This is a genomic window from Acinetobacter sp. GW821-FHT01E09, from assembly GCF_059422385.1.
This window is the reverse complement of sequence record NZ_JBWKWU010000001.1, coordinates 4,353,927-4,375,553: the sequence shown is the minus strand read 5'-3', so window position 1 is coordinate 4,375,553 and position 21,627 is coordinate 4,353,927. Positions and strand designations below refer to the sequence as shown.

At 41.6% G+C, this 21,627-nt stretch carries 17 protein-coding genes; 7 read left to right on the top strand and 10 right to left on the bottom strand.

Features of this window, described 5'->3' with window-relative positions; translation table 11 throughout:
• Window positions 1-76 precede the first annotated feature (76 nt).
• The 8 genes from ppc to AC07U8_RS19965 form a co-directional block, all read right to left on the bottom strand.
• On the bottom strand, window positions 77-2,767 hold the full coding sequence (gene ppc / locus AC07U8_RS20000; protein WP_494738485.1) for a phosphoenolpyruvate carboxylase: 2,691 nt from the start codon (window positions 2,765-2,767) through the stop codon (window positions 77-79).
• Window positions 2,768-2,800: 33 nt separating this feature from the next.
• Window positions 2,801-4,030 (bottom strand): sugar MFS transporter, encoded by a 1,230-nt coding sequence (locus AC07U8_RS19995; RefSeq protein ID WP_494738484.1) that lies wholly within the window; start codon window positions 4,028-4,030, stop codon window positions 2,801-2,803.
• Between the two features lie 62 nt (window positions 4,031-4,092).
• Window positions 4,093-5,271, bottom strand: a complete 1,179-nt coding sequence (locus tag AC07U8_RS19990; protein WP_494738483.1) for a dihydrodipicolinate synthase family protein — start codon at window positions 5,269-5,271, stop codon at window positions 4,093-4,095.
• Window positions 5,243-6,883 carry a GMC family oxidoreductase gene (locus AC07U8_RS19985; protein WP_494738482.1) on the bottom strand — a complete coding sequence of 547 codons (1,641 nt, stop codon included), beginning with the start codon at window positions 6,881-6,883 and terminating at the stop codon, window positions 5,243-5,245. Before AC07U8_RS19985 ends, AC07U8_RS19990 begins: the two co-directional genes overlap by 29 nt.
• Before the next feature lie 8 nt (window positions 6,884-6,891).
• Window positions 6,892-7,677, bottom strand: coding sequence for a 3-ketoacyl-ACP reductase (locus AC07U8_RS19980; protein ID WP_494738481.1), 786 nt, complete (start codon window positions 7,675-7,677; stop codon window positions 6,892-6,894).
• Window positions 7,678-7,725: 48 nt separating this feature from the next.
• On the bottom strand, window positions 7,726-9,240 hold the full coding sequence (locus tag AC07U8_RS19975; protein ID WP_494738480.1) for an aldehyde dehydrogenase family protein: 1,515 nt from the start codon (window positions 9,238-9,240) through the stop codon (window positions 7,726-7,728).
• 1 nt (window position 9,241) lies between these two features.
• Window positions 9,242-9,982: an enoyl-CoA hydratase/isomerase family protein gene (locus AC07U8_RS19970; protein WP_494738616.1), complete on the bottom strand. Its 741-nt coding sequence runs from the start codon at window positions 9,980-9,982 to the stop codon at window positions 9,242-9,244.
• A 41-nt stretch (window positions 9,983-10,023) separates the two neighbouring features.
• A complete protein-coding gene (locus tag AC07U8_RS19965; RefSeq protein ID WP_209827786.1) occupies window positions 10,024-11,610 on the bottom strand; it encodes an acyl CoA:acetate/3-ketoacid CoA transferase in 1,587 nt (528 codons plus the stop codon).
• Window positions 11,611-11,950: 340 nt separating this feature from the next.
• Here AC07U8_RS19965 and AC07U8_RS19960 point away from each other — a divergent pair, with 340 nt between their 5' ends.
• Both AC07U8_RS19960 and AC07U8_RS19955 read left to right on the top strand, forming a co-directional pair.
• The gene (locus AC07U8_RS19960) at window positions 11,951-13,003 is read left to right on the top strand and encodes a LacI family DNA-binding transcriptional regulator (protein WP_151801819.1); all 1,053 of its coding nucleotides are present in this window, start codon (window positions 11,951-11,953) and stop codon (window positions 13,001-13,003) included.
• Between the two features lie 254 nt (window positions 13,004-13,257).
• Complete coding sequence (locus tag AC07U8_RS19955) at window positions 13,258-14,439, top strand: maltoporin (RefSeq protein WP_494738479.1); 1,182 nt, start codon at window positions 13,258-13,260, stop codon at window positions 14,437-14,439.
• Window positions 14,440-14,606: 167 nt separating this feature from the next.
• On the opposite strand, the gene AC07U8_RS19950 is transcribed toward AC07U8_RS19955, so the two are convergent.
• Both AC07U8_RS19950 and AC07U8_RS19945 read right to left on the bottom strand, forming a co-directional pair.
• The gene (locus AC07U8_RS19950) at window positions 14,607-16,094 is read right to left on the bottom strand and encodes a YifB family Mg chelatase-like AAA ATPase (protein WP_315074797.1); all 1,488 of its coding nucleotides are present in this window, start codon (window positions 16,092-16,094) and stop codon (window positions 14,607-14,609) included.
• Window positions 16,095-16,165: 71 nt separating this feature from the next.
• Window positions 16,166-16,393, bottom strand: a complete 228-nt coding sequence (locus AC07U8_RS19945; protein ID WP_004725282.1) for an accessory factor UbiK family protein — start codon at window positions 16,391-16,393, stop codon at window positions 16,166-16,168.
• Window positions 16,394-16,684: 291 nt separating this feature from the next.
• Between AC07U8_RS19945 and glnK the strand changes: the two genes are divergently transcribed.
• From glnK to AC07U8_RS19920, 5 genes are all read left to right on the top strand, one after another.
• Window positions 16,685-17,023 carry a P-II family nitrogen regulator gene (gene glnK / locus AC07U8_RS19940; protein ID WP_004725283.1) on the top strand — a complete coding sequence of 113 codons (339 nt, stop codon included), beginning with the start codon at window positions 16,685-16,687 and terminating at the stop codon, window positions 17,021-17,023.
• A 67-nt stretch (window positions 17,024-17,090) separates the two neighbouring features.
• Entirely contained in the window at window positions 17,091-18,497 is a 1,407-nt protein-coding gene (locus AC07U8_RS19935; RefSeq protein WP_004816553.1) for an ammonium transporter, read from the top strand.
• A gap of 144 nt (window positions 18,498-18,641) precedes the next feature.
• On the top strand, window positions 18,642-19,106 hold the full coding sequence (gene nrdR, locus AC07U8_RS19930; RefSeq protein WP_004725286.1) for a transcriptional regulator NrdR: 465 nt from the start codon (window positions 18,642-18,644) through the stop codon (window positions 19,104-19,106).
• Between the two features lie 33 nt (window positions 19,107-19,139).
• Window positions 19,140-20,252 carry a bifunctional diaminohydroxyphosphoribosylaminopyrimidine deaminase/5-amino-6-(5-phosphoribosylamino)uracil reductase RibD gene (gene ribD, locus AC07U8_RS19925; RefSeq protein ID WP_315074802.1) on the top strand — a complete coding sequence of 371 codons (1,113 nt, stop codon included), beginning with the start codon at window positions 19,140-19,142 and terminating at the stop codon, window positions 20,250-20,252.
• Entirely contained in the window at window positions 20,249-21,553 is a 1,305-nt protein-coding gene (locus tag AC07U8_RS19920) for a DNA adenine methylase (protein ID WP_004725289.1), read from the top strand. The genes ribD and AC07U8_RS19920 overlap by 4 nt, the downstream gene beginning before the upstream one ends.
• The last annotated feature ends 74 nt before the right edge of the window (window positions 21,554-21,627 follow it).

Below are 21,627 nucleotides of genomic sequence, written 5' to 3'. Positions count from 1 at the left end.
ACCAATTTTGTTTGAAGAAATATATGGATCTGTTTTTCTCACAATGGCTTAGCGAAAGAATTTTATCTTTCGTTATTTAGCCTGTATTTCTTAACCCCGCAGCAATCCCTGTAATACTGACCATTAAAGCTTGATCCACGGGTGTAGTGTCTAAAGGATGTTCTGCTAAATAATGACGTCTACGTTTCATTAATTCAGCTTGTAATAAATGCAAAGGATGTAAATAAGGTTTACGGACTTGCATTGACTGATCAAGCACATTATTTGTACTGAGTAATTTAGATTCACCTTTAACGAACAGAAGTGTTTTGATGGCTTCTTTCAATTTCAGACGTAACTCATCACCCAGATTTTTTAAATTTTCATCGTCTGTTAAGTGTGATTCATAATAAAGGGCAGTATGGCAATCTGCTTTTGATAACACCATCTCCAGCATATCAATCAGTGTTTGAAAGTAAGGCCAATCTAGAAGCATCTCATCTAATATGGCTTTTTTATCCTCATTTAGAATTTGGTGAATTGCAGCACCTGTACCCAGCCATGCGGGTAACATTAAACGAATTTGGGTCCATGCAAACACCCATGGAATTGCACGTAAAGATTCGATCCCACCATCAGTCCTCCGTTTAGCAGGACGTGAACCTAGTGGGAGCATTTGTAACTCTAACTCTGGAGTAACAGTTCTGAGATATTGTACGAAATGTGGATTGTCTCTTACCGTTTTACGATAAGCATTCACTGAAATATCCGTCATTTGATCCATTAAATCGCGCCATTCCTGCTTTGGTATTGGAGGTGGCAGTAAGGTTGCTTCCAGAGTTGCTGCGGTATAAATTTCAAGATTTTGTAGGGCTATTCCCTCTAAACCGAATTTAAAGCGAATCATTTCGCCTTGTTCAGTCACACGTATTGCCCCTGAAATCGAACCGGGTGGTTGTGAAAATAACGCTTGTTGAGTGGGTGCACCACCGCGACTAATTGAACCTCCACGTCCATGAAACAAGGTAAGCTGAATATTATGGGCCTTGGCGATTGCAGCAAGTTGCTCTTGTGCACGGTATTGGGCCCAATTGGCTGACATAAATCCCGCATCTTTGGCTGAATCCGAATACCCAATCATGACTTCATGCTTTGCTTGGATGTGCTGTTTATACCAATCCATGTGGAAGAGGGTGTCCATGGTATTTGCAGCTCCCTCTAAATCTTTGAGCGTTTCAAATAATGGAACGACACGTAAGGGTTGTAAAATTCCAGCTTCTTTTTGCAAAAGCAGAACCGCTAATACATCACTCGGGTATTCCGCCATTGAAATGATATACGCACCCAAGCTTTCAGCAGGTTGCTCTGCAAGCATACGCATGGTGGCAAACACCTCTTTGACATCAGGGTGGTCAATTAAACCCAGATGTGAGCTTTTAAAGTGCTTAGGCAGTAAAGGGCGTTTACTTTGTAATTCCCGGATTAAGAAATTTTGTCGGGCTGGTTCTGTCCATGATTCAAAATTTCCCAAACCCAGATATTCGGTAATGGCTGAAATCGCTTGGCGATGCCGAGCAGACTCTTGGCGAATATCTAACTTAAGTAATTCAATGCCAAAACAATTAATTCGGTAAATGAAATCAAGTAATTTGCCGTTGGCTATTTCAGGTAAGTTGCACGCCATTAGGGAGCGATGGCACAGTAATAATGGTGCTAATAAGTCATGTTTATTTTGAATCACCAAGTTCAAGTGATCATCACGGTCAATACCTTGTAATTTCTGGCTTAACCAATCTAGTGTGGCTTTTAATCGTTCGCGCGTATGACGTAAATATTCTTGGTAAGGTTCAGGGTGATCATAACCTAATGTGTCACGGAACTCTTGAGAACAGGCTTGAAGTGAAAGTTCCCAGCGAAGATCTTCAAGATCTCTAAGATAGAGGCTCGCGGCTTGCCAACGAGATAGCCAGAGTACTTCTTGGGTGATCTCATGCGTCACATTCGGGTTTCCATCTCGATCTCCCCCCATCCACGATGCAAAGCGGATCGGGGAAATATTTAACGGCAAATGTAAATTACAATTTTGATCAACCAGACGATCTAACTCACGCATAAATTTCGGTACAGCATTCCATAGCGTTTGTTCGATCGTGGTGAAGCCCCATTTTGCTTCATCAATAGGTGTAGGGCGCTTTTGACGAATTTCATCCGTTTCCCACGCTGAACAAATTAATTTCTTTAGGTTCTCTATGACGAAGTCATGTTCATGAGGGGTGAGTTTTTGTTGATCTAACTTAGACAAACAATCATTGATGCTGTCATATTTTTGGATCAATGTTCGGCGACTGACTTCTGTAGGATGGGCAGTTAAAACAAGTTCAATGTTTAATTGCGTTATTTGTTCAAACAGTTGCTTTGAAGTAATTTTATGTTGCTTAAACTTTTCAAATAATGGCACAAGTGGATTAGGTGATGGTTGTTGTTGATTAAATTCACTTTGACGCCGATTACGGACAACATGATATTGCTCTGCGATATTGGCAAAGTTCAGAAAATATGAAAAAGCGCGCGTCAGGGGTAAAATTTCATGATCTGTAAGATTAAAAAATATCTGCTCAAGTTGTTTTTCGGCTTCAACTTGACCATCCCGAGCCGCCTTAGATAAAGCCCGTATCTGCTCAACCAAATTGAATAAATTTACATCGGCATGCTTTTTGAGGGTTTCTCCTAAGAGATTCCCTAAAAGCCGAACATCTTCACGTAAAGCGCTCTCTATTTGTCGAATCATATTTTCACTATCCAGTTTTTTTGTTGTGCTTGATTAAGTTTTGTTTTGCAGCAATGCGTAGATCCCGATCACTGCAAAACACAGGGTAGGAATGATGAAAGCCAGCTGAATATTTTTTAAATCTGCAATTAATCCCATGAAATAAGGTGAAATAGCGCCTCCAACTAAAGTCATGACTAAGAATGAACCCGCTTTTTTGGTATGTACCCCTAAATTTTTTACCCCCATTGCAAAGATGGTTGGGTACATAATTGAAGAGAAGAAGAAAGACGCAATCAGCGCATAGATTGAAATAATAGAAATCCCAGAAACAACCACCCCACACAAAATAACATTCATCACTGCGTAGCTAATCAACATGCTAATTGGAGAGAATAAGCGCATCAAAAAGGTACTCACAAAGCGACCTAGCATAAATACGATCAAGCCTACAGAAAGTAAATATGACGCCTTTTGTGGTGTAAGTCCTCCCCAATGATCAATCGCGAAATTGATAAAGAATGAACAAATGCCGACGTGGGCAGCAATCCATGCAAATTGTGCAACGAGTGCCCCGGTAAAATTGGGGAAGGACCAGATTGAGCGTGTTTGGTTAATTTTATCGCTTTGATGTTTACTCATCTGTACTTCAGGAAGTGGTGTTTTTGCAAAAATGATCATCATCATCACAACCACAAATGCGAGACAGACATAGGTAAACATCACGGGGTCAACTGCAAGTTGGCCTAAAGAAATAGCTGGAGCAAAGAATAAGGCGCCTCCAATTAATGGACCAATAAATACCCCTAAGCCGTTAAAAGACTGTGCGAAATTTAAACGTCTTTCTGCATGTTCTGGCGCTCCTAATATCGATGCATAAAGGTTTGCAGCAGTTTCTAAACAGCCTAAACCGCAGGCGAGTATAAATAGCGCAAATAAAAACATGCTAAACGCTGCGGCATTTGTTGCAGGAATAAAAAGTAAAGCACCTAAGGCAAATAAGCCTAAACCCACTTGGATACCGGCTTTATATCCAAAACGTTCCATAAATATGCCAATGGGCAGGGCGATTAAAAAATATGCACCATAATAAGCTGCTTGAACAAATCCAGATTGGGCTTTGGTGACGTGTAATGAGTCTTGAAAGTGTTTATTTAGAACATCCAGTAATCCATGTGATAATCCCCACATAAAAAACAAGCTGGTGATTAAAATAAAAGCAATTCTCGTCACGGATTTTGAATGGCTTATTTGGTCATTGATGGTGTTGTTTTGTACGTCCATGTGTATTTTCCTATTCTATTTTTGAGGGAAAAAGGAGGAGTTTATGCTCCTCTCAAGGATGTCTATTCGGTTTCGATGCCTCCATAGACAGTTAACAATTGCTTCATTCTTTTAACGGCTAACTCAGGTTGAATAAGTGCTCCAGCTTGATCTGCTAGACGGAAAATTTTGCAGTAATGGGCTAAGCTTCGCGCGGATTGCATTCCGCCTAACATGCTGAAGTGGTCTTGGTGACCATTTAACCAAGCCAAGAAAACGACCCCAGCTTTGTAATAGCGAGTCGGTGCGCAGAATATCTCTCTAGAAAGCGGTACGGTCGGTTGGATAATCTCTTCATAGCGTTTGAGATCATCTATTGCTAGAGCGGCAAGGGCGTGGGCGGCAACAGGCGCGATTGGATCGAAAATTCCAAGTAATGCATGTGAAAAGCGCTCGCCATCACCTGCAATTAATTCAGCAAAGTTAAAATCATCTCCTGTATAAAGTTTTACCCCTTCAGGTAAGCGACGACGCAGCTCAATTTCCCATTTTGCTTCCAACAGAGAAATCTTGATGCCATCAACTTTATCGACATTGGTGTGAATGATAGAGAGGACGGTTTCCATAGCAGTTGCAATATCCGTACTGCCCCAATAGCCATGTAAACTTGAGTCAAAAGCCTCACCAAGCCAATGTAGAATGACTTTGTCTTTGGCTTCTTGTAGCAAGGTTGAATAGATGCTTTGATAGTCTGCGGCATCTTTTGCTATTGCACATAAAGCCCGACTCGCCATTAAAATTGCACTGACTCCAGCGTTATTTACCACTTCGAATTGTGCTCTATATGCCTGAAGAACATCATCCAAAGTTGTTTCTGTATTCACCTGTAACTGGTCTGTGCCAACACCACAGCTAAGCGCTGCTCCAGGAATCGTTTTTGCGTGTGCTGCACTGCGAGTAATCAGTTCAGCAGACTCTTTCCATCCTAAGCCCATACCTCGTTGCGCTGTATCCATCGCTTCTGCGACTCTAAAACCCAAACGCCATAAATACTCACGAAACGCCAGTGTTTTATCCCAATCAATTGAAAGGGTTTCATCCCAAGGATTTCCAGACTGAGTGGGTTCTACAACAACATGGGCAGCCGCATAGACAATACGATTCATCGGCTCTTTTACGGGTGATGCAAAAGGGGCTTGTGCATATTTCAATGCATATTGTTCTAGGGTTGCTTCATTCTGTGAAGGCAAGAGAATCTTCATGAGATCTATCCGTTATGTGCAAGGTTTTTCCTAAAATGAGATCAACTGCTTTCTCAGCAATCATGATGGTTGGTGCATTGGTATTGCAGCTCGGAATTCGTGGCATAACAGATGCATCTACAACTCTTAATCCCTCAATTCCATGTACTTTGAGATCGCTTGAAACGACTGCATCAGCATCGTTGCCGATTCGGCACGTTCCAACAGGGTGGTGATCCGTTTTGGCATTTGCACAGGCATATTCAAATAGTTCTTGGTCCGTTGATTTTGAAGTTCCCGGAAGCTTTTCTTCCAAAACAAAGCGTTTAAGAGCAGGTTGGTTTAATATTTTTCGCGCTAAACGCAATCCTTTCATCGACATTTCTCTGTCATAAGGATCTGCCCAATAGTTAGGGTCGATCAGTGGTGCACTGGATGGATTGGCATTTGCAAGCCTTACCGTTCCTCGTGAACGTGGTCTCAATAGGGCGGAGTTGAGCGTCACGCCAGGGTTGCGCATATGTGCAACACCAGATTCAATTCCTGAACCTAAACCGAGATGAAGTTGGATATCTGCAGAGCGTGCTTTTTCATCGGCATACCAAAAACCCCCTGTTTCAAAAAGGCTTGAAGCAACAGGACCTTTTTTCAGTAAGAGATATTGAAGACCTGCCCAAGCCGCTAAAAATGGTGAAGAATACGCATCATAAGTATGATTTCCAGTGCATTCCGCTATCACGAACAAATCTAAATGATCTTGGAAATTATTACCTACGCCTGACAAGTGATGTTTCAGGTCAATACCTACATCACGTAAGTGATCTGCAGGTCCAATACCAGATTGCATCAGTAGCTTGGGTGAGCCTATAGCACCACTACTCACAATGATTTCTCGTTCTGCGTGATAAATCCCAGATTTAGAGGACGTTGCATGAACCACTTCTACCGCAACAGCTTTATTGCCCGAAAGCACGATGCGTTGAGTAAAGGCATTCAATAGAACAGTTAAGTTACTTCGATGCTGTACTGGTTGAAGATAGGCTGTTGAGGTTGATGATCGTTTGGCATGTAATTGAGTGAGTTGATAATGGCCTAAGCCATCTTGTTTTTCACCATTAAAGTCAGGATTAAAAGGAATACCTAACTCTTGACCAGCCTGAAAAAAGGCTTCACAAATAGGCAATGGGCTGATTGGGTTAGAAACCCCCAATGGTCCACCATAAGCGTGGTATTTATTGGCAAAACGCTCATTGTTTTCTGCACGTTTAAAATAAGGCAAAACACCAGCATAGGACCAACCTTTTGCGCCGCATTCAGTTTCCCATTCATCATAATCCGCAGCAGCCCCACGCGTATAAATTTGAGCATTGACGGATGAACCACCACCAATCACTTTACCTTGAGTAAAGCGCAATACTCTGTTGTTGAGGTGTTTTTGGGGGACTGTATTCCAGCCCCATGAGCCACGACCTTTGGTCATTTTTGCGAAACCAGCAGGCATACGATATAGCGGATGTTTATCGTCTCCTCCTGCTTCGAGCAGAAGGACGTTTATTGAAGGATCTTCGCTGAGGCGATTAGCCAATACACAACCAGCTGAGCCACCGCCTACAATAATATAATCATATTTCATGGTATTTCTCAGAAAGTAGGAATTGAGAGTCCACCATCAGTATTGATGACAGAGCCTGTAGAAAAATTTAATTTGCCAGAAGCCAAACTGGTTACTACGGCGGCGATATCTTCTGTTTCTCCCCATCGCGTCATTGGAACAAGACCATTGTTAAATCGCTCCTCGTACTGACTGGCAACTCCTGCGGTCATATCTGTTCGAATAACTCCAGGGCGGATTTCAAATACACCAATATTGGCTGTTGCTAAGCGCAGGGCGAAAAGTTTTGTACTCATCGCCAACGCAGCTTTAGATAGACAGTATTCGCCTCGTTCAGTCGATGCCATTTCAGCACTGACACTGGAAATCGTGATAATGCTGCGAGAATGCGGGGAAGGGACTGCTAACATGTGTTTAGCGACCTGTTGGGTTAAGAAAAAAGTCCCTCTTAAATTGGTATTGAGAACCAAATCAAATGCTTCTGGTTGCATTTCGAGTAAGTCACCACGGCAAGGTGAACCAATACCAGCATTGTTTACGAGGCAATCAATTGTTCCCCCCCAAGCGATGGTTTTTTCGATCAGTTCTTTTTGAGCGTCTAAATGTTCTAGTTCGCTGGCAATTGCCAGTGCTTTTCCACCTATAGACTCAACGTGTGAACATAATGCTTTGCTTATCGCATCTTCACTGCGACAGGTGAACACGATATCGAAGCCTTGATTTGCCAATTGCATAACAATGGAGGCTCCAATTCCTCTGCGACCGCCAGTAATGAGAGCTACTGGTCGCGGTTTAATTGTTGAAATCCTTGTCATAATTTTTCCTTTTTGGAACGTTCCAATTTTAATTGAAATAAAAAACTTTTAGGTCTGGGTAAGCCACCAATGAGTTCTTTCTCCGATATGGAATTGAACGGTTTTTTGTTCTGTGTAGTCTTCTACTGCAGATAGACCTAATTCTCGACCAATGCCTGAGGCTTTGAATCCACCGAAAGGTAACTCAGGGAAACCTTCGAGAAAATTATTAACCCAGATTGTGCCTGCATGGATTGCTTTTGCTGCTTGCAAACAAGTATCAATATCTTTGCTCCAAACAGCGGCAGATAGGCCATAGCTGGTTTGATTTGCAATGCTGATGGCTTCTTCAAGTGTGTCGAAGGTCAATATGGATAGCACGGGGCCGAATACTTCTTCACGGGCGATAGACATACTTGGTTTAATATTGCTCAGTATGGTCGGTTCAAAATACATACCTTTTGCTGTGGGGATGCGTGCCCCACCTAAACGGATCAATGCGCCATCTGCTTTGGCATTTTCTATCGCACTTTGAATAATGTTGAGTTGAGCTTCGCTGGTAATTGCACCGACTTTTACATCAGGGTGTAATGGGTCACCTACAGGCACTTGTTGAGAGCGTTCAATTACGGCCAATGTAAAACGCTCAACAATGTCTTTGTGAACAAGAATTCGACTGCCGCTATTACAACATTCACCTGCGTTAAAATAGACACCAAATACCACAGCATCGACAGCAGCCTCCCAATCACAATCTGGGAAAATAATCTGTGGGTTTTTTCCACCGAGCTCAAGCGCGACTTTCTTTAATGAGCGACCAGCTTCTGCTGCGATATGGCGGCCTACACGTGTTGAACCAGTAAAAGAAACCATGTCAACATCAGGATGATGGATTAAGGGTTCACCTACAGCAGGGCCTAAGCCTGTGACAATATTCACTACACCTTTTGGTAAACCAGCTTCTCGTAAAATTTCACCCAGTATTAATGTCGAACCATTGGTTAATTCGCTGGGTTTAATGACAGCAGTACAACCAGCCGCTAAAGCAAAGGGTAATTTTTGACTGAGAATCCAAATGGGAAAATTCCATGGCGTGATCATCGCAATAACCCCAATTGGTTGGCGGATCACAACGCCAAGCGTAGAGCTGCCTAAGTTATTGTAACTTTCACTATGTAAAGTTCGGGCAAGTGCAGCTGCATATTTCCATAAATCGACACAACCTGAGACTTCACTACGCGCTTGTAAGAGTGGTTTTCCTGTTTCTAGGCTTTCAATCAACCCCATTTCTTCAACACGACTTGCAATACCTTCCGCGACTCGTATTAATACCTCTGCACGTTCACTGCCAGATAGATTGGACCAAGTACCATGATCAAAAGCTTTACGTGCTGCTTCTATAGCGCGTTCAGCATCTTCGCGACAACCTTCTGGGTAAATTCCGACAACTACATCATGCGCAGGGCTTTTCCGTTCAGTGATTTTTCCTTGTTGTGAAGCGCATAGTTCACCATCAATGAGCATATGACCTTGATATGGTTGTTCAATTACGGGAGTATGATTTGCTAAGTTTAAGAATTTCATTTTATATTCCTTTATATTCAGCTGGACGCCGTTCACTAAAGCTTGCTAAACCTTCTTTTGCATCTTCAGTGGTTGCCGCAAGGGCACCAGCCATTCCTTCTAAAACCGCTGCTAAATTATGCCCCTCACCTGCATCGATAAGCTGTTTCGTCAGTTGGATCGATATTGGTGCTTTGTGACTCATTTCTTCAGCGATACGCATAGCACTGGATAAAACCTCGCCAGAATGACTAATTTCTTGTACGAGGCCAAACTTTAAAGCTTGCTCGGCATTCATTTTTCGGCCAGTCATGGCTAAGTATTTAACCTGACTAGCACCGATTAAACGGACCAGTCGCTGTGTTCCTGACCAGCCAGGGCAAGTTGCTATCCCAGCTTCAGGTAACGCAAATGTTGCATTTGGGTCAGTCACTCGAATATCAGCAGTGGCTAAGAGTTCTAACCCACCTCCGAATGCATGACCATTGATGGCTGCAATGACAGGTAAACGTAAGCCTGCCCATAAATCAAAAACGCGATGACCTTTTCTGGTCCAGTAACGCCACATATCAATAGGTTGTAGCGCTGCCCATACATGAATATCAGCACCCACACAAAACGCGCGATCGCCAGTCGCCGTGATGATGACGGCTATAAGATCTGTTCGTTGATCAAGTGACTTTGCAATATCCTCAAGTTGATCAATCATTTCAGGTGTCAAAGCATTGAGTTTTTCTGGCCGCTCTAATTCAACAATCGCAATCGCATTTTCAAAACGGATACTGACTGAGCCTGATGAGGTATTTATGCTGCATACTCCTTAAGCTCTAGTCCCATGACTGCATCTGTGAATAAGCTCGGTCTCATGATTTTTAAATCAGCAGAGACGAGTAATGGAAATTCAGCTTGGGAAAGAATGTCTTTTTCTAAATTAATTCCAGGCGCAATTTCAGTGACAATTAAGCCCTTAGAAGTTAGTTTCATGACACAGCGTTCAGTGACATATATGATGTTTTGCCCTCGTTCTAAGGCCATACGACCACTAAAAGTGACGTGATCAACTTTATTGACCAACTTGCGTGATTTACCTTCTTGATTAATTTTTAATAAACCCGTACCAACGGTGAGTTTTGCCCCAGCAGTAAAGAAGCCAGAAAAAACAATATTTTTAGCATGCGTGGTAATGTCAACAAAGCCACCACAACCCGCTGTTAGATAGGGCTTGCTGGGAAGTTTGGAGACATTTACATTTCCTTCACGGTCTATTTGTAAAAAAGACAACAGTGCAAGATTAAAGCCGCCGCCCTGAAAATAGGTAAATTGTGCGGAAGAAGACATAATTGCATCTGCATTTACAGCGCAACCAAATGCAAAATCGAGCAAAGGCATTCCGCCAACAGCGCCTTGTTCAATCAGCCAAGTAACATCATCGTGGTATCCTTCTTCGAGAAGAATCCGTGGAACATTGGCAGAAATACCAAAGCCTAAATTAACAGCCATCCCTTGCTCGACTTGCATCGCAGCTCGACGGGCAATGACCTTTTCAGCTCCCCAAGGCGTCATATCGAATACAGAGTCTGGTTGTTGAATTTCACCACTGATGGCTGGGTCATAGCTGATTTGGGTGGTTTGCATCTGATCTGGTGCAACCACAATATAATCCACCAAATTACAGGGGATATGGACATGGTGTGGTTTGATTGAACCTGCTCGAACAACGCGTTTAACTTGTACGATCACAATTCCACCATTGTTACGAACAGCAAGTGCTTGATCGAGTGCGCCGAGTAATCCACCTTCATGCTCAAATGAAAGATTGCCTTTTTCATCGGCTGAGGTTGCTCTAATAATCGCAACAGTTGGTATGATTTTGGGAAAGAACAACCACTTTTCACCAGCAAAATTTACTTTTTCAACAATGGGTTGAGCTTCAGCCTTCGCATTCATCGCACAACCTTGTAAATCTGGGTCAACAAAAGTGTTAAAACCAACTTTTGTTAATACACCTGGACGTTTTGCGGCAACGTCTCGATGTAAATCAAACATGATGCCACTTGGAACGTTATATGCGGCAATTTCATTGTTTACGATCATTTTCCATATTTCTGGCATGGGGAGTGAAGATGGACCACTTGGAAAAGAGCCAGCAATCACTTTTTTGATTAGTCCTGATTGGGCGAGATGTTCAATCCCTTTAATTCCATACATATCTCCAGCTGCAATAGGGTGAAGTAAAGTTAAGTCTTTGGGCTGAGCGGCTTGTTGATAGCGCTTTCCAATCGCAGCAAGAATATGATCTGGACAGGCCAGCCCACTTGATGAGCTCACCGTCACAATGTCGCCATCGACGATTAATTTTGCAGCTTGTTCAGCACTAATAAGTTTGTTCATGACTTTTTCACTTTTACACAATAATTTTTAGATTGCTGCAAATGGTTCTGTTCAACGTGAATCAGCGCGATAAACCAGAAACCAAAACGATTTGAGCAGGTATTGTTAAAACAAAGAAGGAAATCTGGTATCTGTTGGTTTTAAGCTGGGTGGTATATTTTTTAGCATCATAAGTTCCTTCTTATGTATTTATAGGAACGTTCCAATTATATTTGGAACGTTCCAAAAATATAGAATTACTCTCTGATGATGTCAATATATTTTTTTAGGAATAGAAAATTAAATAAAAAAGAAATGGTATGCTACTAACACTTCTATGCAGGTTAATGAGGTATCTCACTTGAGTAGCAAAGCGCCAAAAGGTAAAGCCACTATCATGGATATTGCTAAGGTTTCGGGTGTTTCCAAATCTACAGTCTCTTTAGTATTGAATAATAGTGAACTGGTCAAACCAGAAACCGCTGAAAATGTGCGAAAGGTCGCTGCTCAATTAGGTTATATCTACAATCGTAGTGCTGCCAATTTGCGTCAAGGTGTCAGCAATATTATAGGAGTGGTGGTTAATGACTTAACCAACACCTTCTTTGTTGAGTTATTAATTGGCGCTGAAAGAAAACTTCTAGAATCAAACTTTACCACCTTACTTGCGCATACTGCTGAAGATCATGCTTTACAGCAGCAAGTCATTGTCACCATGCGTGAACATAAAATTGCAGGTCTGATTATTTGTCCTACCTTTGATACCTCATCTGATCTCGTATCCATGTTAAAAAAATGGGGCGTGCCTTTCGTGACAGTGATGCGTTCTTTGGAAGGGGAAGTTTGTGATTTTGTGGGTGCAGATAATCGATTGGGTATTCAACTTTTGACCCAACATTTGATTGATTTAGGGCATAAGGATATAGGATTTATTGGTCGTCATACAGGCTATTCGGTGAGTCTAGAACGTTTACAAGGATTTAAGGAGTGCTTAGAAAAGAACGGGTTAAATTATAACGAGCAGTGGATTATTGATGGACCCATTAGCCGCGAAGGTGGAAAATTAGGTATTGCTCAACTGCTTGATTTAGAAGACAAGCCTTCAGCTGTGATTTGTTATAATGATTTGATTGCAATTGGTGTTTTGAGTGAATTAGATCGCCGTGGTTTAAAGGCAGGGAAAGATATTGCTGTGGTTGGGGGAGATGGAATTTCTGAATCAGAATATTGTAGTCCACCATTGACCACAGTCGCACATCAGCCAGAAAAACTTGGTGAAATTGCGAGTGAATTATTACTGACTAGAATAAAAAAACCAGATGCACCACCTTTAAAATTCTTGCTGAAGCCAAAATTAATTGTACGAGAGTCTTGTGGGAGCAAGAAATTAACGCCTCACAGTGCAATCGATTGAATCTAAAAAAATCAAAAACCCCCAATCAATCTGATATTAAGATCATGATTTAAATGGTCTTTTATTAGAAACGATCAACGCTAAAACTTAAATGCTTTCATAAATAGATATTGACAGAAGAAATTTGTATATTTATATTTTGGAACGTTCCAATTAATTGTGGAACGTTCCAAAATGAGGGATTTAACATGAATATTTCCATTGTTAAATTTATGCTCATTGAACTATAAGAATTTTATTAAAAAGGAATTTTAATGAAAAAATCAATTTGGTTGATCGGAATCACCAGCATTTTTAGCAGCTTTCCAGCACAGGCATTAGAACTACATGGCTATTTTCGTACAGGGATTGGAAACAATGAAAAGGGTAATACTCAAGAATGTTTTCAGTTAAGTGGTGCGCCAACCAAGTATCGTTTAGGAAATGAATGTGAACAATATGCCGAGTTCTCTGCTAAACAACCTCTAACGAGCTTTCAAGATGGATCACAATTAAGCGTCAATGGAATGCTACAGTTTTATAACCCTTATGGACAATCACTCAAGTTTAGTGGGGAGGATGGTTATACGCGCTTGAATCAAATTTATCTCGATTGGCGCAATGTCTCATTCCTCAATGGTGGGAATATTTGGGCTGGGCGCAGATACTATAATCGTAATGATATTCATATGACTGACTTTTTTTATTGGAATCAAAGTGCAACTGGTTTTGGTATAGATAGTTATGATTTGAATGATTATAAAATCAGTTATTCATTTTCTCGGAAAGACAATCTATTCCAAGAAAAAATGATATCTAAGCATGATCTTACTGTAAAAGGCATAGAAATCAAACCTAACAATGAGTTGCAGCTAGGTGTTTCTTATATTGATCATAAACAAAATAATGGGTGGTCGATGATTATTCAAGACATCCAAAAACATCGCTTCAATGGCAAGAATACAATCGCTTTTCAATATGGAGAAGGACCGGAAACGGGGTTAAGTTATACGGGCGATCCCAATTTAAATCGAAATAATACAGTTTTTAGAGCGCTTGAAATGTTTGATTGGCAGTCACAGTCAAATCGCTTGAATGGGCAAATGCAAGCTGTCTACCAAAAAAGTAATTTTAAGGATTTGCCTGATATGGAGTGGATTTCAATTGGTTCACGAACCGCTTATGTGCTAAATGACAAAATTAAAATTACTGTAGAAATTGGATTTGATCAGATCAAAGACACTGAGAGTAGAAACTTAACAAAACTTACAATTGCCCCTACATGGTCATTAAAAGGGACTCAATATTATGACCGGCCTGAGCTTAGGGTCTATTACACTTATGCAAATTGGAACAATGCTGAAAGAAAATTAAGAGATCAGGTTATGCCTAATAGTGATTTTTTTGCGACAAATCATGGCTCAAATTTTGGTATCCAATTGGAAAATTGGTGGTAATTAAGCTCAAAAATGCTCATAACACAACTTCTATTACTGGCATTGCAATAGCCTATTGCAATGCCAGTTTTATTTGGGGTGCTAAGTATGGATCTATTAACTGTTTAATATGATCTATATGCATAAATTTAGCACTTTATTCACATTTTAATGCTCTCTATCTGATTCTAAGATTGAGTTCCCCGATATGACAAGGCTTCGGTTAAATGGGTACTTTGGATTTGCTCACTTTGAGCCAAATCTGCAATGGTCCTTGAAACACGTAAAATACGATGATATGCCCGCGCAGATAAATTTAAACGTTGTTGTGCCATTTCCAGCATTCGCTTGGATGTTTCATCTAAAATCACATATTTTTCTAAGTCTTTTGGCGATAAGTTGTGATTTAAATAGCCTTGTCTTTGAATTTGAAAATCACATGCATCAATCACCCGTTCCCGTACTGTTGCTGAATCTTCGACAGGCGTTTGATCCTGTAATTCCTGGGCTTTTAATGGTGGCACATCGATATGTAAATCAATACGATCCAATAATGGACCTGAAATTCGGTTTTGATAGCGCTTAATTGCTTCAGCCGAACATTGGCAGCGACTGTCTTGGTTAAATGCATAACCACAAGGGCAGGGATTCATTGCTGCAATCAATTGAAAGTTTGCAGGAAATGTAATTTGGCGTGATGCTCTAGAAATAACGATTTCTTTAGATTCAAGCGGTTGCCTTAAAACTTCGAGCACTTTTTTGTCAAACTCAGGCAGCTCATCTAAAAATAGCACACCTAAGTGCGCCAGCGTAATTTCTCCGGGTTTTGGATTTGAACCGCCACCGACAAGAGCGATTGCAGACGCGGTATGGTGTGGGGCGCGAAATGGGCGCTGTCCAAAATGGTGTTTGGTCTTGGCAATTGAATAAATACTGGCAACTTCAAGATTTTCTTGTGGATTTAAGGCTGGCAGAATACTCGGTAAGCGTGATGCTAACAGGGTTTTACCTGTACCCGGTGGGCCTTTAAATAAAAGGGAATGTCCACCTGCTGCTGAAATTTCTAAAGCGCGTCGTGGGCGTAATTGCCCTTTGACATCTGCCAAATCAAATTTGTAGGTATTGTCTTGCGGTATTTTTTGCCGAGCAGTTGCATCAATTTTTTGTAGATTTAAGAAATGCTCACAGACTTGTTTTAAGTGCTGTGCAGCAAATACCTGAAACTCAGGCAATTGCGCTGCTTCAGCGGCATTTTCCTGCGGCAACATCAATTGATGCTTGGCCATTTGACATGCCATTGCAATGGTTAAGGTCCCTGTAATTGGTCTTAAGTGTCCATCCAGTGCTAATTCACCAATAAACTCAAAATGATCTGTGACATTTTCAGGAAGTTGCCCTGTGGCAATCAAGATACCGAGTGCAATGGGCAGATCTAAACGAGAGCCATCTTTGGGCAGATCCGCAGGTGCGAGATTGATGGTTAAGCGTTTGCTTGGGAATTGATAACCACTGTTAATGATGGCAGATCGAACGCGATCTTTACTTTCACGAACTGCAGCTTCAGCTAAGCCAACAATTGTTAAAGAAGGCAGCCCTGCACTAACATGGACCTCCACTTCAATTAAAGGTGCATGCAGCCCGAGCAAACCTCGGGTATAAATTTTGGCTAAAGACATTGTTGTTTTCCACTTGTGCTTTATTTTTAATCATTATTATATTTTTTGCACCAATAATGTGCAAATTTAGTTTATTTTTTATCCTGAATCAGCACCTCAAGTGCTTTGACCTGTTCTTGTAAATCGGTCAAACGTAAATTGGCATTATTTAGTGCAGTTTTTTGACGTTCAATCTCGTCTTTTGAAACGATATCCATTTTAGAAATGGCTTCATTCAGCAAGGCACGTAAATTATGTTCTATATCTTTTTTAGGCTGATCAACCTGTTCCAAAATTGCTTGTAATAATGTTTCAATCATGAGGAATCCAAATGAGTAATGTTCTTTGCCTAGTGTAACATCGCGTATTGATTTTATTTAAGTAATTTTTTATCCGATGCGTAAAGCATGATGTCTCCTATAATTTAGCAATGAAATCTAAAAAAACACGCAATATTATGTGTTTTTTAAAGTTGCAACTTCACCTAAGTATATACAATAGGTTATAAAGGCAATGCATGTTGATTGAATTAATCACCCCAACCATTAATAAGATTGGCATGAAAATTGAACATAAAACCTTACTGGTGAAATAAGCCGAAGGAAAACAATATGAAGCTCGTAACTGCAATTGTAAAACCGTTTAAATTAGATGACGTGCGTGAAGCACTGTCTGATATAGGCGTTCAAGGGATTACCGTAACTGAAGTTAAAGGTTTTGGTCGTCAAAAGGGGCATACTGAACTTTATCGTGGCGCTGAGTATGTTGTTGATTTTCTGCCTAAAGTAAAAATCGAAATCGCAATCAGTGATGACATGGTAGATTCAGTGATTGAATCTATTACACGCGTTGCTAGCACTGGCAAAATTGGTGATGGAAAAATTTTCGTGACTAACTTAGAGCAAGTAATTCGTATTCGTACAGGTGAAACAGGTCCAGACGCTGTTTAATTTGGCACGAAGATTGCTGGTTATGTATATCAATACATAACTCACAAAATTAGGTTGGGGGATACGAATGAAAAAAATGCTATTAGCGCTCAGCCTGTCTGGCGCACTTCTTGGCGGATCAGTTGCGTGGGCAGAAGAAAACGTAGCTGAGCCTGCATCTACAGCTGTTGCAACGGCAAGTGATGTGACTGCAACAGTCGCCGATACATCGGCAACCGTTGCGCCTGAAACGGTGACTGCCACAGCTGCGCCAGCAGCAGAAGCAGAAAAACCAACTTTAAATACAGGTGATACAGCGTGGATTCTTGTATCTACAGCACTTGTATTGCTAATGACAATTCCCGGTTTAGCATTGTTCTACGGCGGTATGGTTCGTAAGAAAAATGTGCTTGCCACCATGGCGCAAAGCTTTACTGCCGCCGCAGTAGTCAGCATCGTATGGGTGGTCATTGGTTATTCACTTGCATTTGGTTCTGGTAACGCTTTTATTGGTGGTTTCGATAAAATCATGTTATCTGGAATTACAACAGATGCGCTGAGTGGCACAATTCCAGAAATTCTTTTCGTTATTTTCCAAATGACTTTTGCGATCATTACTGTTGCCATCATCAGTGGTTCTGTGGCTGATCGTATGAAATTTAGTGCTTGGATCACATTCATTACGATTTGGGTCATTATTGTTTATGCACCGATTGCACACTGGGTATGGGGTGGTGGCTGGTTAATGAATGATGGCGCGCTTGATTTTGCTGGTGGTACTGTTGTTCATATTAACTCGGGTGTTGCCGGTTTAGTTGCTGCGTATTTACTGGGTAAACGTATGGGCTTAGGCAAAGAATCTATGGCACCACATAACTTAACCTTAACTGTATTGGGTGCAAGCTTGGTATGGGTCGGTTGGTTTGGTTTCAATGGTGGTTCTGCTTTAGGTGCCAATGGTTCAGCAGCGTATGCTTTGGTCACAACTCAAATCGCAGCCGCAGCGGCAGCAATTGCTTGGTTAGTGGTTGAAAAAATTGTTCGTGGTAAAGGTTCAGTATTGGGTGCAGCATCGGGTGCAGTTGCTGGTCTGGTTGTGATTACGCCAGCAGCAGGTTTTGTGACAGTAAGCGGTGCGTTGATCATGGGCTTAATCGGTGGTGTAGTGTGCTTCTGGGGGATCTCTGGTCTTAAACGTATCCTTAAAGCAGATGATTCATTGGATGCATTTGGTTTACATGGTGTAGGTGGTATTGTTGGTGCGATTTTAACAGCAGTATTTGCCAGCTCATTCATTATGGGCGACAAAGCACCGACAGATGTTATGCATCAATTATGGGTACAAGTTGAAGGTGTGTTAGCAACAATCGCATACTCAGCAGTTGTGACCTTTATCCTACTTAAAATTATCGATGTGGTGATTGGGATCCGTGTTGAATCTGATGATGAACGTATGGGGCTTGATTTAAGCCAACATGGCGAACGTATCGAATAATCAATCTAATTAGAATAATAACTATATATAGTATAAAACAGTCCGTAAGGGCTGTTTTTTTTCCATATCTTGCGAAAGGCTCAACAAAATCTGGTTTTTTTGCTACACTAGCTGAAATCATGAATTTTGTTCAATAAAACCACTATGCATTGTCCATTTTGCAACGCTGCAGATAGTAAAGTAATCGACTCTCGTTTGGCCGCTGAAGGTAGCCAGATTCGTCGACGTCGTGAATGTATCAGTTGTGGCGAACGTTTTACGACATTTGAAAGTTATGAAGTGGTCATGCCACGCGTGACCAAGTCAGATGGTAAAAATGAACCGTTTGACGAAGCAAAATTACGACGTTCTTTAATGCACGCTTTACAAAAAAGACCCGTGACTCAAGAACAGATTGAAACCGTCATTAGTGATATTCAATTGCAAATTCGCCGCCTCGGTGAACGTGATGTACGTTCACGCACCATTGGTGAAATTGTCATGAAATCGTTGTTTGCATTGGATCATGTGGCTTATGTGCGTTTTGCATCGGTGTATCAAGATTTCCAAGATATTGATGCGTTTCGTCATCAAATTGAACAAATGCAAGATCGTGGGCAAGACCACTAATTTTATTTTTGAACGTTATTGATTAGGAATTTTATGTCTGAGTTTGATTCAAATTCTAAACCCGAAGATTATGTCAACATAGATCAGGTTTGGATGCAGAAAGCAATTGAGCTCGCGAAGCTTGGACAATATTCCACACGACCAAACCCGAACGTCGGTTGTGTCATTGTAAAAGATGGGCAATGGGTGGGAGAGGGTTTTCATCCTAGAGCTGGTCAGCCACACGCCGAAGTTTTTGCCATGCGTCAAGCAGGCGAGTCTGCCAAGGGCGCAACAGCGTATGTCACTTTGGAACCTTGTGCGCATTATGGCCGTACACCACCTTGTGCTAAAGGCTTGGTTGAAGCGGGTGTCAGCAAAGTTGTTATTGCATGTGCTGATCCAAATCCTTTGGTGGCGGGAAAAGGCGTGGATATTTTACGCCAGGCAGGGATTGAGGTTGAAACAGGGGTTTGTGAGCAACAAGCGGCTCAACTCAATCAAGGCTTTTTAAAAGCAATGGCAACGGGTGTGCCTTATGTGCGGTTAAAGGTTGCGTCAAGTTTAGATGGCCGTACAGCAATGGCGTCTGGTGAGTCTAAATGGATCACTGGGGTTGAATCACGTCAAGATGTTCAGCATTGGCGGGCCATTTCAGGTGCCGTGATTACCGGGATCGATACCATTTTGGCAGATGACCCTCAATTAAATGTGCGTTCATTGGGCGATATTGATATTGCAACGATTGTCCAGCCTAAGCGGGTGATTTTAGACCGACAAGGGCGTTTGCCGCTCAATGCTCAAATTCTTAGCGCGCCTGAAACAGTGATGGTCATGGGACCATTTCGTCAAGAACTTGCCAAGCTGGGCGTGGTACAATTAGAAGTTCAATCTTTAAAAGATTTGCTTACGACTTTAAAAGATTTCCAAATTTACGATGTGTTGGTTGAAGCAGGTGCGACATTATCCACTGCATTTTTGCAGGAAAAACTGGTGGATGAATTAATCAGTTATGTTGCGCCAACCTTTTTAGGACAATCAGCACGTGCCATGTTCAATGCCGAATTTGAAACGATGGCACAACAATTACGTTTTAAGTTACAAGATGTTCATCAGTTTGGTGATGACATTCGCTTAAGACTTATCCCTTCACAAGAGTCAGTATGAATCCAGAGTCAACATCATCGGTTTACCATAAACGTCGTCATGCTGCGCGTACAACAGATGAATATCTTTTTCATCAGTTGGTTCCCTATTTGGGAAACAAACGTCGTTTGTTGCATCTGATTCTTGAAGCGCTTGAAATCACAGGTACTTTGAATCCTAAGGGTAAACGTGCCCCGATTTTTGCCGATTTTTTTGCAGGCAGTGGGGTGGTTTCACGTTTAGCACGTCAAAACGGCTATCGAGTGATTGCCAATGACTGGGAACCGTATAGTCATGCATTAAATCATGCCATTTTGGCATGCACAGATGCACCAGCATTTAAAGAATTGGGTGGGTATCAAAAAGCCATCGATTATTTAAACCGCTTGCCTGAAGTGAAAGGATGGGTTACGCATAACCTTTGTCCGCGGAATGATGAAATTTATGACCCTGCACGAGACCGTTTGTTTTTTAAACGCCGTAATGGGATGCGTATAGATGCAATTCGCCAGCAAATTGCCACTTGGCAAGCACAGGGTGCAATTGACGATGTAGAAATGAGTGCCTTATTGGCACCTTTGCTCTATTCAGCAAGTTTTGTCAGTAATACCAGTGGCGTATTTAAAAGCTTCCATCATGGTTGGGGCGGTAAGACTCAAACTGCGCTGGAACGGATTGAGTCGTTATTGTGGCTTACACCCAGCCGCTTTAGTGAAGTTGGGCAGAATAAACAGAAAACCCCAATGGCAGAAGTGTGGTGTGTCGATGCACAACACTTGGCAAATCAAATGAGTGGTTTTGAAGTCGATGTGGCTTATCTAGATCCACCGTATAACCAACATGCCTATAGTAGTAATTATCATGTACTCAACTCGCTAACACTGTGGGATCAAGTTGATTTACCGACACCGGATACCAAAGGTTTTAAAAGCGGGATTGACCGTGCATGGCGTAAAGAACGTCCTAGTCCTTATAATTCTTCTAAGCATGCACAAGAAGCTTATGAGAATTTGTTGGAAACCATTAATGCGCGCTATATTCTCACCAGTTACTCAACTGATGGAAATATTGAGGCCAAAGACTTATTGGCGGCCAATCTGAAACGTGGCAAAGTCACCTTATTGACTCAGGATGTACCTCGTTATCGTGTCAGTAAACAGCGTCAGTCTGAACGCGCACGTGTGCTTGAGTTTATTGTGATCACTGATACCCATGCCAAGTCTGGACCACCATTGCGTCAGCTGTTGGGACAACTTTATCATTTTGCGGAATTGGGTGGTGTGGATACTTCGGGTGTAAGTACACAACTGGCCTTATGGTAACAACTCACCTTTACCATTAAAATATGGGGCGAGTGCAAATAAACACGATTGAACTTCATCAGTTCCTCTCACTG

Excerpts from the sequence above, each read along its gene's own strand:
- AC07U8_RS19980 (WP_494738481.1), bottom strand. The coding sequence starts at position 7,677 with ATGACAAGGATTTCAACAATTAAACCGCGACCAGTAGCTCTCATTACT.
- ribD (WP_315074802.1), top strand. The coding sequence starts at position 19,140 with ATGTCTGAGTTTGATTCAAATTCTAAACCCGAAGATTATGTCAACATA.
- AC07U8_RS19965 (WP_209827786.1), bottom strand. The coding sequence starts at position 11,610 with ATGAACAAACTTATTAGTGCTGAACAAGCTGCAAAATTAATCGTCGAT.
- ppc (WP_494738485.1), bottom strand. The coding sequence starts at position 2,767 with ATGATTCGACAAATAGAGAGCGCTTTACGTGAAGATGTTCGGCTTTTA.
- nrdR (WP_004725286.1), top strand. The coding sequence starts at position 18,642 with ATGCATTGTCCATTTTGCAACGCTGCAGATAGTAAAGTAATCGACTCT.
- AC07U8_RS19945 (WP_004725282.1), bottom strand. The coding sequence starts at position 16,393 with ATGATTGAAACATTATTACAAGCAATTTTGGAACAGGTTGATCAGCCT.
- AC07U8_RS19990 (WP_494738483.1), bottom strand. The coding sequence starts at position 5,271 with ATGAAGATTCTCTTGCCTTCACAGAATGAAGCAACCCTAGAACAATAT.
- AC07U8_RS19955 (WP_494738479.1), top strand. The coding sequence starts at position 13,258 with ATGAAAAAATCAATTTGGTTGATCGGAATCACCAGCATTTTTAGCAGC.
- AC07U8_RS19920 (WP_004725289.1), top strand. The coding sequence starts at position 20,249 with ATGAATCCAGAGTCAACATCATCGGTTTACCATAAACGTCGTCATGCT.
- AC07U8_RS19995 (WP_494738484.1), bottom strand. The coding sequence starts at position 4,030 with ATGGACGTACAAAACAACACCATCAATGACCAAATAAGCCATTCAAAA.
- AC07U8_RS19975 (WP_494738480.1), bottom strand. The coding sequence starts at position 9,240 with ATGAAATTCTTAAACTTAGCAAATCATACTCCCGTAATTGAACAACCA.
- glnK (WP_004725283.1), top strand. The coding sequence starts at position 16,685 with ATGAAGCTCGTAACTGCAATTGTAAAACCGTTTAAATTAGATGACGTG.
- AC07U8_RS19935 (WP_004816553.1), top strand. The coding sequence starts at position 17,091 with ATGAAAAAAATGCTATTAGCGCTCAGCCTGTCTGGCGCACTTCTTGGC.
- AC07U8_RS19950 (WP_315074797.1), bottom strand. The coding sequence starts at position 16,094 with ATGTCTTTAGCCAAAATTTATACCCGAGGTTTGCTCGGGCTGCATGCA.
- AC07U8_RS19985 (WP_494738482.1), bottom strand. The coding sequence starts at position 6,883 with ATGAAATATGATTATATTATTGTAGGCGGTGGCTCAGCTGGTTGTGTA.